A 15,337-nucleotide genomic window follows, 5' to 3' on the forward strand; every position below is an offset into this window, starting at 1 on the left:
CTAGAAAGAGCTAGCGTTCCATTTTCGAAAGGTAGCCAGACCTTAACCTAATCACCTGATTTTCTCCACGTACAGCAGCTCATACCCTTTTTAATCTGCAATACATATAGTTATACATTTTTTCTTCTAACCTGTGATTCAGTAATCAACCAAACATTTCACAACTCATTAAATTTAATTCGATAACAAAATGCCAATTTTCTATAATAATCTTTTTCCACTAAGTCGGTCGGCTTTATTTTAGTGGCAGGGCTCTGAAAATACTCCAAGCCGGCTATTTTCAGCATATTATAGACAAACTGGGAACAAAACATAATATTTGGACGGATAGAGAATTTGGTAACCAGCCCGACAAAATTATACGCACTGCCTGTTCCATTAATTTCCTTTACTTTATCCATAATTATTTCTTTTTGTGCCTTTGAAGCCTCCAGGCTGTAGACTAATATTTCCGCATCGTCCTTTTTGTGAAATTGTACTAACTGTTCTTGGTTCAGGCCGGGTGGGGAAACTTTTTCTCCGCCGTTATAACTCACAATCGTTTTTAAGTCTCTGTCAAAGCTAAGTGAAACATGATTATAAACTTTTTGTGTAAAGACAGAGATCAGTTCACTTGCAGGACTTCCGGTACTTGAAATGACAATATACAAATGTTCATCAGCTAAACTCCGCTGACATTCCGCAAAGAAGGCATCGGTTAAGGTATTTTTATTTAAATATTTCGTATAGCTGTGCCTGGGAATATCCTCCATGATTTCATTTAGGTTTTCCCGGGATAAGGAATTTCTGCCTTTCTTTAATTTATTCCCCAAGCTGACTGTACTTTTTTGCATTTCTTTCATCGTGTTAAAACTGATTGCAGTGGCGTCCTTTACAGATTGGGAAAAGACGTTTTGTATCGTATACAGATAATTAAAATACAAAACAAAAAAAGGAACCAGCATAAAAATAACCGCAATCATTTTCTTTATTAGAAATACCATGCCTGTATCGATACCGGAAAATACAAATAAGGTATTAAACACCTGTTGCGCAGACATAATGAGTAAATAAATAATTGTCAAAATGATTTTTGTTGTTTTTTTATTCTGCGATAACCAAAGATGGGCAATCAGAAGCACCGTCACCACAGCATAGATGACTGCATATAAGTTTAATTGCTCTACAGAAAGCAAAAATATCAAAAAGAATACAAGCAGCAAATTTAATAAAAGTTGATATATCTTCTTTATATTCATTGTTCTCTCCATGTTAAATAAGTTTTATGAATGATAATCTATATGAAAAATTATTTCTTCCTATTACTAGAATAGATTAAAAATCCCTTTTCTGAAATGAAAAGATAGCTATGACAGATGTTATGACTAACCAGATAATCAATATGCCCATACTGGTAATCGCATCGGTTGCTTCAAACGATTCTGCTCCAGCTGTACCAGATAAACTGTGTATTGCCGATTGAGGCAAAAGCGGAAGAAAGATTTTTTGGAGCGAATCGGGAAACATTTGAATCAGAGCCGGGATTGCCAAAATGATGATAGAAAATGCAATTCCTCCACCGCTGTTTTTGAAAAGAATCGTTGCCGCAACGGTAAGCAGGCAATAAAATATTGGCATCAGCAAGACTCCAAAAACAAATTGCCGGATATCCGAATCTGCTAAGCTGGCAAAGGACATGTTATTTGCCATAAGAATGAGTTGGCTGGACAGGTAAGTGAGTGCTACGATTAAGACGCTCATTGCTATGGACAGTAGAAAAAAGATGAGATACTTTCCCAAAAACAGTTTTTTCCGATTCGGAACGGCTGCTAAAGAAGTGTAAATGGTTTCTGCGGTGAATTCCCTCGATATCGTTAACGCAGTGAAAATAATCAGCAAAATACTGGCTAAATCCACGCCTAGCATATTTGCGGAAACAACCTCCATAACAGATAAATCTGTAATTGCCGTACCCTGTGTGACGTTGGTTGTTACAGCAAAGATAACTCCTATCAATAAACTGATTCCAATGGTAAAAGTCAAAAAGACTTTGGAAAAGGTAAGAAAGAAAATCTTTTTATATTCCGCTTGAATGATATTCCTCATTCGCTTTCCCTCCCTTCTGTCATCAGCTTATCCGTTGAAACGTAATCCGCTTTTCCTTCCGTTAATTCTACAAATAATTGTTCCAAGGAAGGCTGTACCTTCGTTAATTCGTATAAAGCAAGCTGTCCTTCCTTCGCTGTTAATCCAATTTGTTTTATATCTAATTGATAAACCTGCAGCGCGTCATTTTTTACCTGTTTCACCTCTGCTCCTTTCGCAGTTAATAAACGCTGTAATGTATGATTATCTTCACAGCTTACTTTTACAAAGGAGCCGAGGCTGTTTTGTGCTAATTCATCGATGGTCATATCCGCAATTAATTTTCCTTGAGCTAGGATAATCATTCGATCCGCTATCATTTGCATTTCACTCATGAGATGACTGGACACAAGTACTGCTTTTCCTTCCCTTGCCAGCCTCTTTGCTAATTTACGCAACCAATGAATGCCGTCTACATCCAATCCGTTAAAGGGTTCATCTAAGATGACTGTTTCCGGATCTCCCAAAAGAGCAGCAGCAATTCCTAAGCGCTGTTTCATTCCTAAGGAGAATGTACCGATTGGTTTGTCTTTTACATTTTCCAATCCCGTTTCCATCAGTATGCTATCTATTCGTTTTTTGGAAATACCGCTAGCTGAAGCGAGGATTTCTAAATGCTGCTTGGCAGTTAGTTTTGGATTTACTGCGTCTCCATGAATTAAAGCTCCTACTTTAGAAATAGGAAGCTTCAAATCTTTATAGGCCTTTCCATCAATCGTTACACTGCCCCTGCTCGGGTTTATCAGTCCCAAAATCATTTTCATCGTTGTGGATTTCCCTGCACCATTTGGACCTAAAAAGCCTGTCACCACACCTGGCTGAATGACCAGTGATAATTGATTGACGGAGATTTTATCCTTAAATGTTTTGGTTAAATGCTTCATTTCAATCATTTTGGTTCCTCCCATCGTCAGACTTACCTGAGGATAAATAGTGTTCTACCGCCTTATCGATAAACGTATTGGTAAAGTCAATCAGCTGCCGATCCTCCTTTGGCCATTGCTCCCGATTTTTATAGGAATCTTTATAAACATCAAGCAGATCCTGGCTCCCGTCTGAAATATTTACTACCATCTCAATCCACCTTTTAGCAAAATCTTGTCCTTGCTCACTCTCTGGCTGAATAGCATTCAGTATGTGCGCGACCGCTTCTAATATCAGCGCTTTCCAGTCCCAATATACTTCTAAAATCGCTTCCTCGTTCTGATAGTGCTCTATAAAGGTATCTTCTGATTTTTTATCAAAGGAAACATCTTTATATTGATAAACGGTGTCCTTGTTTAAAGAGATAATTAATTGCACCAAATTCCCTAAAGGAAGAGAATCATTTTTTTCAATCCCGGCCAAGCTCGCTTCAATCATCGCAATATTGCTTTTGATATCATGCAGCTTATAATAAAAAATTTCCCGCTGTTTTTCTAATACGTGACGAAGCTGCTCAGCAGTTGTGGTTTCTTCTAACAGCTTCGTAATATCTTTGATTTTTAATCCTAATGATTTATAGAACAGAACCTGTTGGAGCCTGGTTAAGTCTGATTCTGTGTAATATCTCCGTCTGCTTGTTTCGCTTTTTTGTAATGGCACCAATTGAATATTATCGTAATATTGTAACGTCCGGACGGTGACACCAGTCAGTTTGGAAATTTCGCCAATCGAAAACTTCCTTTTCTTTTCCATGAATACACCTCCTAATTAATATTAAATCACATTACGCAACGTCATTTGCAAGCAGATAAAATGGAATTATTTTATTTTTTCATTATGTACCGGTTTAAGCGAAATGTTGTAATCAAAAATACATTCCCATTTAAAAAATCCAACAAAAAAATAACCCCTTCTCTGCATTTCAAAACAGGAAGGGGTTATTCTGCTGCTGACCTTGCCTCCGTGTTTTTTGGCCAGGTTTCTTTTTTATTTTACGATACCTAACATAACCATCCACACGCAGCATCAGCGGATAATTCTTAACTTTGCATCATGACAATTTACGGAATTTAAGCTAATTCATCCATTCGTTCCATAAGGCAAGATAATTACAGAAGATGCTTCTACCTAATGAACTAAAGATGCTCTCAAATCACGAATTCCATGTTCCAAATAGCCCTTTAAACAAGTTAACGTATATACCCAGCCTTCTTTTTGACCCAGCATTTTGTTTACTGCTTCCGGATCATGTTCATTAATACCTGATTCGTTCACTTCAATAATGGTACTTGTATTTTCAAACTCTTTCAGGGTAAGGCTAACAACTGTTTCTTCATTGGTTTCTTCGCCCCATGAAAATTTGATTTTCTTGTTTTCCTCAATGGTTAATACATTTATTTTACCTTCTGCTCCATACTCATCATATCTCAACGTAATGGACTTGCCTTCTTCCCATCTCTCGGAACTTGAGGAGAACCAGAAGTTTCCGATTTTCAAAGGATCTACGATAGCTTCGAACACCTCATTAGCCGGCTTATGTATTTTAAGTTTTGTAGTTACTTGCGTATCCATAATAAAATCAACTCTCCTTCAAATGATTTAATATTTCTTTATCATTATACCCTATGAGGCTCTTTCTTATTTTACTAAATTAACGGTTAGTATAAGTATATCTTGTCACTATCTCTATTTATTTTACCAACATATTTCATATCCATTTTCGGTAATATTGCCAAATTATTGGTCAGCTCCCTTATTTTAACCATAATAAGTCCCTTTGGACAAGAAAGAATCCAAAGGGATAGAATTTCGCAGCTTTATTGTAGCTGAAAAGTTATAGGTAGAAAATTGGCTGTATTAAGGGGAGTCCAATCCGAACATAATACAGCCAATTACCAGCCTAATTAAAATGATAACTTTTAGAGGGTCACAACTGTTTATCTTTAATAATACCTGTTACAGCAATGACAGAATTTTTTCTTACATCGTTTGCTACGATAGTAATTTCCTTGATATCTATCATAGTCTCGGTTATCATAACGATTATCTTTCCGGCATCTATCATGGTCTTGGTTACCATAGTAATCATTTCTCCAACACCAATCATGATGACGCTCTTTCTTCTTGTGACAGCGGCACTTACAATGATTATCGTGTTTCTTTTTACATGGATCATAATTATAACACATAGCTTTATCACTCCTTTCGTATTCAATATACGTAATTTCAGAAAAGGAGATTGGACAAAGCTAATAGTAGATAACACATTTTTCTTCCAAGACAAGTAATTACCATTATTATTTTTAGTCGTAAAAAGCGAGAAATTTATCTTTAAATGATGTGTCTGTCTTATATACTATATCTTCGTTGATTGATTAAGTATTTCAAATATATTAGAAAAAAATATTAGTCATAATTGTTTTATGGACTGCCTCGCCATAGTTGGTGTTTATATATAGTCTTTATATTTTTTCTAAATCTTGGTTACTAGTTATTTTTAATAATTCTTTAACTCCCCGCACACCTAATTCGTGTGCGGTAGCTCAACCGAAGTCAATCGAGAATGTTAATGCTGGGGAATTAAAAAAGCCTACGTCGACATAGTAAACGCTCTTTTCTATTTTTGTTCTCTATTAAATTTATCAGAATTAAAGCAATACATCTATCGCTTTAATCGAAGAATGTTTTCTTTTGTCATTAATTGATGAACAATTCGAAATGAACTATACCTTTTCTAGTTTTATTTTCGCAGATATTATTATTTTATTCTCCTGTTTCCGAAAAACGTTTAATTCTTTCTCCTATTTGGTCACGGACGTTTTGGAATACAGCCCATTTTTCCTCTTCATTCCCTTGAGCTTTGGCTGGATCATCAAATCCCCAATGATCACGTTTCACTTGTGACGGTGTCATTGGACATTTACCCGCAGCATCCCCGCATAAGGTTACTACAAAATCCGCATTGTTTAAGATTTCCGAGTCAATCATATCGGATGTTTGGTTAGAAATATCGATATCAACCTCTTGCATTGCCTTTACGGCATTTGGATTTAAGCCATGTGCCTCAATGCCTGCACTTTTCACTTCCCAAGCATCTCCAAGATGTTTTTTCGCCCAGCCTTCAGCCATCTGACTTCTGCAAGAGTTTCCAGTACATAAGAAATAAATTGTTTTTTTAGACATAATCATTCTCCTTTTTAAAATAGAATCAATGTTAAATATAAACCTGCTAATGTAATCAATAAGATGGGAAGTGTTAAAATAATCCCTGTTTTAAAATAAGTTCCCCATGAGATTTTAACCCCTTTTTGTGATAAGACATATAACCATACTAATGTTGCTAAAGAACCAATCGGTGTAATTTTGGGTCCTAAATCAGAACCGACTACATTCGCATAAATAAGTGCTTCTCGTAACACACCGGATGTATTGGTTTCCGCAATGGCTAAAGCGTCAATCATTACGGTAGGCATATTATTCATGATAGAGGACAGAAAGGCTGCAATAAATCCCATGCCAACCGTTGCAACAAACAATCCTTGATTAGCAACTGTTTGAATCAAACTTGCAAGTGCAGAAGTAAGCCCAGCATTACCTAAACCGTAGACCACCACGTACATTCCAATAGAGAAGAATACAATATTCCATGGTGCACCTTTCATCACTTCTTTCGTATTAACAGCGGTACTGCGTCTTGCCATGATGATAAAGGAAATCGCAATGATTCCAGCAATAATGGAAACAGGTACATGGATAAATTCACTCGTAAAGTACCCAATTACTAATAAACCAAGTACAAACCAGGATAGACGAAACATTTTTAAATCCTTAATCGCTTCACTTGGTGTTCTTAATTTCGATACATCATAATTTTTAGGGATGTTTTTTCTAAAATAAATTAATAATACCGAAATCGTGGCGATTAAAGAAAATAAGTTTGGAATAATCATTCTTGAAGCATATTCGACAAATCCAATACCAAAGAAATCGGCTGAAACGATATTAACTAAGTTACTAACAATAAACGGCAGGGATGTTGTATCAGCGATAAACCCACTTGCCATGATAAATGGAAAAATCATTTTTTCTTTAAAATTCAAGTGACGTACCATTGCAAGTACAATCGGTGTTAGAATAAGTGCTGCACCATCATTCGCAAATAAAGCTGCGACAATCGCACCCAAAATGCTGATATAGACAAACATCTTGATTCCATGCCCTTTTGCAATTCGTGCCATATGTAATGCTGCCCATTCAAACAATCCAATTTCATCTAATACTAACGAAATAAGAATAATGGCGACAAATGATAATGTTGCATTCCATGTGATGCCTATAACTTCAAGTACATCACTAAATCCCACTACTCCTGCGAGTAAAGCAATAACAGCTCCTCCCATGGCAGACCAGCCGATATTTAAATTCTTCGGCTGACAAATGACCAGAACGAGGGTTAATACAAATATTAAAATGGCGAGTAGAAGTGTTGCTGACAAAATAAAACCTCCAAACCTAACAGCAAGAAATACGTATTCCTTTTTCTTCCAATTCTTTTAATTTATCATTTTGATTCGGTAATTGATCCAAAATTGGTTTGATGAATGAATAATACTCACTCTTACTATTGACCGAATAAAATATCCATTGTCCTTTTCTTTCTTCCTTCACTAACTCCAAATCTTTCAGTTTGCGTAAATGTTGGCTAATGGATGGTTGGCTCGATTGAAATATTTCAACGAACTCACAAACACAACAAGTCTGTTCATCCATTAGTTTCAACATAGTCAGCCTTGTTTTATCACCAAGTAATTTTAAAATCCCGGCAGCCTTCTCCATGCTGATTGTTGTTTGTAACATCTAGATTCCCCTTTCACTATCCTAATGTTATATAATTATATAACTATTCACTTATATATACAATAAAAACACTTTTTCCACAGTTGCTGAATATCCGTACAGCAATCCCCTATGACCTGCTCTCTTCAATTTATTTTAGGAATATCTATCCTCTAATCTTTTAACCACGCCTTCAGAATAAAGTAAAGATATGTAGTAGCTTAATGCTGCTAAAGTATAAATTAATAGACTCCCCAATCAAAAATTTGAGTGTATAAGTAACTCCTACATTCAAGTGCCGCTCCTATTACTAGTTCTGCAATTGCATAATTTAAGACGCTCCACCCTTTCACTTGCCTACATAACACAATATTCAAGAATAAATTATTCTTTGACCGCTCTCTACGAATATAACTCCAGAGTCTTCTGACAATTAATCATTAAAAAATCATGTATAATAGTTTCATACATATTTGCATGCAGCTTTATAATCTAAGAAGTATTCTACAGCAGGGTCATGATGGGACAGTTGCGGGCAGTGAATTCGTCCGGCTTGCTGCTTTACAAGAGGAAGCGGCATGATATCAATGTATTGGTGAATAAAAACAATCATAGAAAAGTAGGGGTAATATGACATATGTAGCTGTTTTTGATATTGGAACAACAGCAGTAAAAGGAATTTTGGTGGGTAAAGACGTGCAGCTTATGGAAGAACATTCGGTTGAGTTAACAACCTTTGTATCTGAAGAGGGATTAATCGAACAACAACCGGCAGATTGGTGGAAAGCGGTCATACAGATTACATCGCTTTGGTGGAAAAACGGCATTTCTCCTGAATCTGTTCGGGCAATAACCTTTTCTGGTCAAATGGAAGATGTCATTTCCATTAGTGAAGCGGATACGTATCTCGCTATTTTATACTCTGACATGAGAGCTGGAAAAGAAGCGGAATGGGTACATAAGCAGTGTCCGGAAATTCGCAGTCATACAGGGAATAATGTGAGTGCCTCAACACCACTGGCTAAAATAAAATGGTTGGAAAAGCATTCCCCTAACCAGTATGAGAATACAAAGAAATTTGTATTTAGTTCAAAGGACTATGTTATTTATAAACTGACGAATGAAGCAGTCACCGATCCAATAACTGCAGCAACTACGGGAATGATGGATCTTAAAAATCGTGTCTGGAACGAGACAATCTCTCAAACTTGCAGGATTAACGAAGAAAAATTACCTAAATTACTAGAAGCAGATAGTGTCGTAGGAACAATCACCGAAGAAGCTAGTAAACTCACCGGATTTTCGACATCTACTATTGTCATCAATGGAACAGGAGATGCGGGAGCAACCACCCTCGGAGCTGGGGCAGTTCATGAAAATGATTGTTATTTTTATATGGGGACAACCGGCTGGCTAGCCATTGTAGAAAGAAATAAAGGACAGTTAGAATCCTTATCAGAAAGTCATTTTAATCTGGCTTTTGTGGAAAAATCACATCGTATATCGGTGGCACCATTACTTAATGTGGGGAATGTCCACCAATGGGCAGCTCAATTGTATATTGACCAACATGTTGCACATAAATATGAAACGTTTGAAACGTTAATCGAACAAACGGAGCCAGGCAGCGGCGGTGTATTATTTTTGCCTTATTTGAACGGGGAGCGGAACCCAATGATTGACCCACAGGCAAAAGGGGCCTATTGGGGAATCACTCCGCATACAGAGCGGAAAGATTTAGCACGTGCAGCTCTGGAGGGGGTAACTTTCTCCTTAAAACAAACATTAGAAATGTATGATTTAAAGGATCAACGTACGATTACATTAATTGGCGGCGTGTCAAAGAGCAATCATTGGTGTCAAATGATGACAGATATTATGAACCATCCCATTCGAGTTCCATTAAATAGTGAGTATCTGCCATCTATTGGGGTGGCGTCTACAGCTTTTATCGAGCTGGGATGGTGTGAATCTTATCGGCAGTTTGTGAATACGTTTGTCAGAAACATCCCAAGTAAAGACTATACGCCGAATCAAGAAAGAGTAGCAGTTTATGCAGCACAATATGAGACTTTTAAGAAATTACATCCTGCTTTGCAGTCGGTGTATAGGTGAATGTGCTTTGGGGCTGTTTTGTGGCTGTTTAGGTTGAATTTTCTTCATTAGAAATTAGCGCTTGACTAGATTTTACGTTACATGCTGTCCTCTTGGATAGTAATCTCTTTGAACTTAAATGAATTATTTGGTAACAGCCACATTATAATAATTCAACAAAAAATAATCCCTTCTGTGCATTTTAGAACATCTTATATGATTTTCACCATCTTTTCAATTATCGACAACCACTTTACTTTAAAAAAATAATTGGACTCTAACACAAATTAAAAAAACTTCAGTAATACATAGTTGCCAAAAACCATCCTTCTACCGCGCTGGCTAACATAAAGGCACCAGCTAAAGCAGTGATTGTAGCAAGAATAATCTCCATAAGATATGCTAACCTAGAAGTTCTTTTATATTAATTCAACTGTAGACAACTTATAAACTAGTGTATTTAAAAATTTTATTGAACGTTTATAGTAATTAGAAGTTTTTACATTAAATAGAAATTTCAACTATTTACAAGTATGAAAAAACCAATCCTAGTATCTAAGATTGGTTTTTCATACTTATTTCCATTTACAGTTAATTAAGCTCCTAATTAAGCTCCTTAAAGAAAATATTTATCGTTGAAGCGAAACTATTAACTATAGCTTATCCCCAAATTATAATATTCTATCTTATTTATTCACAGAATAAGAATCATCTATCTCACCAATATCTTCCTTCTTTTGTTTATTATGATTCTTCTTATATAAAAACACTCCTAAGATCGCAAGGACCCCTAAAATATCTGTTACATAAGATGGGTAAATAAGCAAAAATGCAACCATTAGTAAAAAGATTCTCTCCCATACGTTGAGATTAGTTATAAACCAACCTTCTAAAGCTGCAGCTAAAGCCATTACTGAAATGATTGCGGTAATAGCACTAAGTATAATATCAAACCAGTTCCCCATCATCAGTAATGAATTATTAAATACGAACAGGAACGGCAGTATGAATGCAGCAATAGCCAATCTACTAGCCATAAACGCTGTTCTAATAGGAGGTGATCCAGCAATATTTGCTCCAGTAAATGCTGCTAATCCTACTGGTGGAGTAATTCCAGATAAACTAGCAAAATAAAAGATAAACAAGTGAGCTGCTATTGGAATTACTCCTAATTCTGATAAAACAGGTGCTAGAATGGATACTACTAATAAATAGGATACGGTAGTAGGTAATCCCATACCAAAAATGATGGCTGTAATCATTGATAATACAAGAGCCAGCAAAATACTCTCGCCAGACATACCAATAACCAAACTCGCAACTTTGCCACCTAGTCCTGTTAAACCTATGACCCCAATCACTAATCCGGCTGCAGCTACCGGAGCAACGATACTAATAAGTCCTTTTGAAGCTTCAAAAAGAGAATTACCTAAAGTTTTTAAGTTAGGTCTTGTCTCCTTCTTAATAAAACTTAAAATTATTGAACTGATTAAGGAATAAAATGCTGCTCTAATTGGTGAATACTGAAAGACTACCAACATAATTATTAAAATAACAAGCGGAGTTAATAGATAACCGCTATTTATTAAAAGTTTTCTCCAACTCGGAATTTCATCTTTAGACAGCCCTTTCAATCCTAGCTTAGCGGAACGAAAATCTATAGAAAACCAAATAGTAACAAAAAATATAATCGATGGAATCAAGGCCGCATACATTACCTCTAAATACGGAACACCTAAAATTTCCGCCATAAGAAAGGCGCCTGCTGCCATTACAGGTGGCATAAATTGACCACCAGTTGATGCTGCTGCTTCTATTGCACCTGAATATGTCTTACTATAACCCAATCTTTTCATCATAGGAATTGTTAGAGATCCAGTTGCTGCTACATTTGCAACTGCACTTCCGGATATACTTCCAAACAAACCGCTAGCAATTGTTGCCATTTTTGCTGGTCCTCCTCGATAACTGCCAGCTACAGATTTGGACAGATTTAAGAATACATCTCCTACACCGGTTAAATTTAAAATTGCTGCAAATACGATAAACATCGCCACAAATGTTACCGTTACTGCGATTGGGGTACCGAACATACCATCATAAGTAAACAGAGTAGTAATGATTCTGTTATAAGAATATCCACCATGACCTAGATTTCCCGGTATGAATTCACCAAATAGAGCATATAAAAGAAATGCTATTGTTACTATCGGAAGAGCGATTCCTACCGTTCTGCGGGTTATCTCCAAAACTAACAAAATAGCTAATGTTCCAAATATTAAATTTAAAGTTGTTGTATGAATTCCTCCCCTTCCTAATATTCCCTCGACTTCTTGAATAGCATAGCAAAAAGTAACAACTGATATTATCATTAAAGAAATATCAAGCCAACGATATTTAGATTTAAATATTCCAAAAATTAATACAGCAGACAAAAGGATAATTAATGGTCGGAAAAGACTTGGCGATAAAGGATTAAAATTTAATGACCACACAATTAAAATTGGCAAGGAAATTCCTATTACCTTAATTATAAAATTCAAGCTCTTTCACCACCTGTTCACATATTTTAGTAGTAAAATACCCCTTATAATACTTTAATCAAATTATATTAAGGTTCCTCCTTCTAAAAGAGAGGAACCTTTTACTTATCTTTTATTTATTCCGGTTTCAAGTCTTCAGGAATTTCTATGCCTTGGTCTTCAAAGTACTTAACTGCTCCAGGATGATATGGAATTGTAGTTTCTTCTACGTTTTCATATAACATACCACTTGCCATCTGTGGCCATGTTTGCTCAATTTGTGACTCATTTTCATAGATAGTTTCTAGAAGATTATATACTTGCTCTTCAGATATATCTTGACTAACTAGCAATAAATTGTATAATCCAAGCGCCTCTCTACCATCAGGTACTGCATTATAAACATCTGGAGGAATAGATAAAATAGGATAAGGGGGATTTTCCTCTAAAAATGCTTCATTTTCTTCCTCAGATAAAGTAACAATCTTCACCTCTTCACTAGTTTCTAATTCAGTAATTGCTTCTGAAGGCCACGCTATTGAAAAACCATCTATAAGACCATCCTTTAAAGCATCCGCTGCATCAGAGGTCGGTAAGTTTTGTATATCTGGTTTAATCCCAAAGGTATTAAATACCCTACTTGCGAATACTTCATTACCACTCCCTTTTGGACCAGAACTATAACTTTTTCCATTCAAATCATGTATAGAATCAATTCCGTTTCCTTCCAAAGTGACAAACATCCATACCCCCGGCCATCCGGGCAAAAGAGTTCTTAATTTTTCATGAGAATTTCCTTCAAAGGTAAATTTACCATGATAAGCCTCCCATGCAACTTCGGTTGAAGAAAAAGCAAGGTCTACTTCACCAGCTTGTAAAAGTTCAACATTATTTACAGATGACCCAGTGACCTCGACATTTGCCTGAACTCCTTCGATATTATCATTAATAACACTAGAGACAGCAGTTGCACCAGAATGAAAGCCTCCCCCTATTGTACCTGCAGCAATCGATAAATTATTTGACATACCTGAAGAACCTTCAGAATCATTAGAACAGCTAGCAACAATTAGGGTTAAGGATATAGTAATAATTAATAAAATTATCCGCTTCATTCACTTACCTCCAAATTGATTTAAAGTAGTTTTTATTAGGGTTATCTGCATATTAACAATTTTCTAAACATCATTAGTGACTTTCCCCTCTAAAGCATCTTCTGCCTGCAATTCCTTATCCCTTTCTTCCGGATTTCCATAACCGCCAGAACCTGGAGTTCGTACACTCAAAATATCTCCAGATTTTAAAGAGACATCAGAAACCTTGCCAGTTTCTAATTTCTTCTCGTTTTTAGTATCTGGATTAATAACAAACTCTCCACATTGCCCTTCTCTGCCTCCAAATAGCCCCCAGGGAGGAATGACTTGCCTATCACCATGAGTGGCAAAATCAACATCATTCAGTACTTTATAGTCCCTTCTAATTCCAAGACCGCCCCTGAATTTACCTGCACCACCTGAATCGTTTCGTAATTCAAATTTATCAAGAAGTAAAGGATATTCCATTTCCATAGATTCTATAGGAAGATTAGATGAATTCGTAACATGCACGTGGACTCCATCTAAACCATCTTTATTATGCCTCGCGCCTAACCCTCCTCCTATTGACTCTGGATAAACAAAATATTTATCTCTTTCATTATCATATCCTGAAAATAATACTGTTGTAACAGCACTATTACAACCAGCTACAACTTTCTCAGGCACCGCTTCGGAGAGAGCTCCAAAGATAACATCAACAATTCTTTGACAAGCATCTGTTCTTCCACCAACAGGAGCAGGTGAAACAGCGTTAACGATTGTTCCTTCCGGAGCTGTAACTTTTATTGCTCCATAGTATCCTGAATTTGAAGGAATAGTTGGATCAATCACTACCTTTAACGCATAGTAAATAGTAGCTAATAACGCTGTATATACAACATTAATTCCTCCTGTGACCTGTTTGCTTGTTCCTGTAAAATCCAAATGAATGAATTCATTATCGACAATAATTCTAACTTTAATAGGAATCTTAGTATTTAAATTTATCCCATCGTCATCTAAATAATCTATAAATTCATATGTTCCATTAGGTATTTTCTTAATACCTTCTTTTACCTTTCTTTCCGTGTATAATAATAATTCATCTAAACTACTTTGGTATTCATCCAACCCATATCTAGTTACAAGTTCATTAACTCTCTTACTCCCTAATTTGTTAGAAGCAATTTGAGCTTTTATATCTCCAAGTCTTTCTTTGGGGATCCTGCAATTTAGTAAAATCATATCAATAATAGATTGAGATAACTCCCCTCTCTCAATTAACTTAACTGGCGGAATACGAATACCTTCTTGGAAAATGCTTGTACAATTACCAGAAGAGCTTCCAGCAACCATTCCTCCAACGTCAGAATGATGCGCTATATTAGCGACAAAGGCTATTATCTTACCATTACTAAATACAGGCTCTGCGATAGTTATATCCGGAAGATGAGTGCCCCCGCCATTATATGGATCGTTTGCAATAAACATATCTCCAGGATGAATATCCTCCAAATCAAATTTCTTTAGAATTTCTTTACAAATGCCCAGCATAGAGCCAAGATGAATAGGTATTGCTGCAGCCTGGGCAATAGTTTCACCTTTTTCATTAAAAATAGCTGTAGAGGAATCTTTCCTCTCTTTAATATTAGTAGAATACGATGTTTTTACTAATGTAACCCCCATTTCTTCTGCGACGGAAAGTAAAGCATTACTTAATACTTCAATCATAATCGGATCTATAGTTTTTTTACCCAATCT

13 protein-coding genes are annotated in these 15,337 nt (G+C 36.1%); 1 reads left to right on the forward strand and 12 read right to left on the reverse strand.

From position 1 onward, the window contains the following. Positions 1-158: 158 nt before the first annotated feature. From ACW0TQ_RS19375 to ACW0TQ_RS19415, 9 genes are all read right to left on the reverse strand, one after another. Entirely contained in the window at positions 159-1,238 is a 1,080-nt protein-coding gene (locus ACW0TQ_RS19375; RefSeq protein WP_256705130.1) for a hypothetical protein, read from the reverse strand. A gap of 76 nt (positions 1,239-1,314) precedes the next feature. Beyond that, positions 1,315-2,085 (reverse strand): ABC transporter permease, encoded by a 771-nt coding sequence (locus ACW0TQ_RS19380; protein WP_256705131.1) that lies wholly within the window; start codon positions 2,083-2,085, stop codon positions 1,315-1,317. Next, positions 2,082-3,017: an ABC transporter ATP-binding protein gene (locus ACW0TQ_RS19385; protein WP_341173310.1), complete on the reverse strand. Its 936-nt coding sequence runs from the start codon at positions 3,015-3,017 to the stop codon at positions 2,082-2,084. Before ACW0TQ_RS19385 ends, ACW0TQ_RS19380 begins: the two co-directional genes overlap by 4 nt. Further along, positions 3,010-3,801 carry a MerR family transcriptional regulator gene (locus tag ACW0TQ_RS19390; RefSeq protein WP_341173311.1) on the reverse strand — a complete coding sequence of 264 codons (792 nt, stop codon included), beginning with the start codon at positions 3,799-3,801 and terminating at the stop codon, positions 3,010-3,012. The genes ACW0TQ_RS19385 and ACW0TQ_RS19390 overlap by 8 nt, the downstream gene beginning before the upstream one ends. 375 nt (positions 3,802-4,176) lie before the next feature. Beyond that, positions 4,177-4,620: an SRPBCC family protein gene (locus ACW0TQ_RS19395; protein ID WP_212929062.1), complete on the reverse strand. Its 444-nt coding sequence runs from the start codon at positions 4,618-4,620 to the stop codon at positions 4,177-4,179. A 355-nt stretch (positions 4,621-4,975) separates the two neighbouring features. Then, on the reverse strand, positions 4,976-5,314 hold the full coding sequence (locus ACW0TQ_RS19400; protein ID WP_256705134.1) for a hypothetical protein: 339 nt from the start codon (positions 5,312-5,314) through the stop codon (positions 4,976-4,978). 497 nt (positions 5,315-5,811) lie between these two features. Continuing rightward, positions 5,812-6,231: an arsenate reductase (thioredoxin) gene (gene arsC, locus ACW0TQ_RS19405; protein ID WP_343771473.1), complete on the reverse strand. Its 420-nt coding sequence runs from the start codon at positions 6,229-6,231 to the stop codon at positions 5,812-5,814. A gap of 14 nt (positions 6,232-6,245) precedes the next feature. Further along, positions 6,246-7,544 carry an arsenic transporter gene (locus ACW0TQ_RS19410; protein ID WP_341173312.1) on the reverse strand — a complete coding sequence of 433 codons (1,299 nt, stop codon included), beginning with the start codon at positions 7,542-7,544 and terminating at the stop codon, positions 6,246-6,248. A 16-nt stretch (positions 7,545-7,560) separates the two neighbouring features. Further along, on the reverse strand, positions 7,561-7,905 hold the full coding sequence (locus ACW0TQ_RS19415) for an ArsR/SmtB family transcription factor (protein ID WP_256705137.1): 345 nt from the start codon (positions 7,903-7,905) through the stop codon (positions 7,561-7,563). Between the two features lie 609 nt (positions 7,906-8,514). Here ACW0TQ_RS19415 and ACW0TQ_RS19420 point away from each other — a divergent pair. Then, on the forward strand, positions 8,515-9,999 hold the full coding sequence (locus ACW0TQ_RS19420; RefSeq protein WP_341173313.1) for a xylulokinase: 1,485 nt from the start codon (positions 8,515-8,517) through the stop codon (positions 9,997-9,999). A gap of 665 nt (positions 10,000-10,664) precedes the next feature. Here the strand turns inward: ACW0TQ_RS19420 and ACW0TQ_RS19425 are convergent. From ACW0TQ_RS19425 to ACW0TQ_RS19435, 3 genes are all read right to left on the reverse strand, one after another. Next, positions 10,665-12,521, reverse strand: a complete 1,857-nt coding sequence (locus tag ACW0TQ_RS19425) for a TRAP transporter permease (RefSeq protein WP_341173314.1) — start codon at positions 12,519-12,521, stop codon at positions 10,665-10,667. 116 nt (positions 12,522-12,637) lie between these two features. Further along, positions 12,638-13,615, reverse strand: coding sequence for a TAXI family TRAP transporter solute-binding subunit (locus ACW0TQ_RS19430; RefSeq protein ID WP_289585027.1), 978 nt, complete (start codon positions 13,613-13,615; stop codon positions 12,638-12,640). Positions 13,616-13,678: 63 nt separating this feature from the next. Then, complete coding sequence (locus ACW0TQ_RS19435) at positions 13,679-15,334, reverse strand: hydantoinase B/oxoprolinase family protein (protein ID WP_341173315.1); 1,656 nt, start codon at positions 15,332-15,334, stop codon at positions 13,679-13,681. Between the last annotated feature and the right edge of the window lie 3 nt (positions 15,335-15,337).

Source organism: Oceanobacillus sp. M60 (assembly GCF_053839645.1).

Coding starts and splice junctions, on each gene's coding strand:
- ACW0TQ_RS19375 (WP_256705130.1), bottom strand. CDS start 1,238: ATGAATATAAAGAAGATATATCAACTTTTATTAAATTTGCTGCTTGTA.
- ACW0TQ_RS19380 (WP_256705131.1), bottom strand. CDS start 2,085: ATGAGGAATATCATTCAAGCGGAATATAAAAAGATTTTCTTTCTTACC.
- ACW0TQ_RS19385 (WP_341173310.1), bottom strand. CDS start 3,017: ATGATTGAAATGAAGCATTTAACCAAAACATTTAAGGATAAAATCTCC.
- ACW0TQ_RS19390 (WP_341173311.1), bottom strand. CDS start 3,801: ATGGAAAAGAAAAGGAAGTTTTCGATTGGCGAAATTTCCAAACTGACT.
- ACW0TQ_RS19395 (WP_212929062.1), bottom strand. CDS start 4,620: ATGGATACGCAAGTAACTACAAAACTTAAAATACATAAGCCGGCTAAT.
- arsC (WP_343771473.1), bottom strand. CDS start 6,231: ATGTCTAAAAAAACAATTTATTTCTTATGTACTGGAAACTCTTGCAGA.
- ACW0TQ_RS19415 (WP_256705137.1), bottom strand. CDS start 7,905: ATGTTACAAACAACAATCAGCATGGAGAAGGCTGCCGGGATTTTAAAA.
- ACW0TQ_RS19420 (WP_341173313.1), top strand. CDS start 8,515: ATGACATATGTAGCTGTTTTTGATATTGGAACAACAGCAGTAAAAGGA.
- ACW0TQ_RS19430 (WP_289585027.1), bottom strand. CDS start 13,615: ATGAAGCGGATAATTTTATTAATTATTACTATATCCTTAACCCTAATT.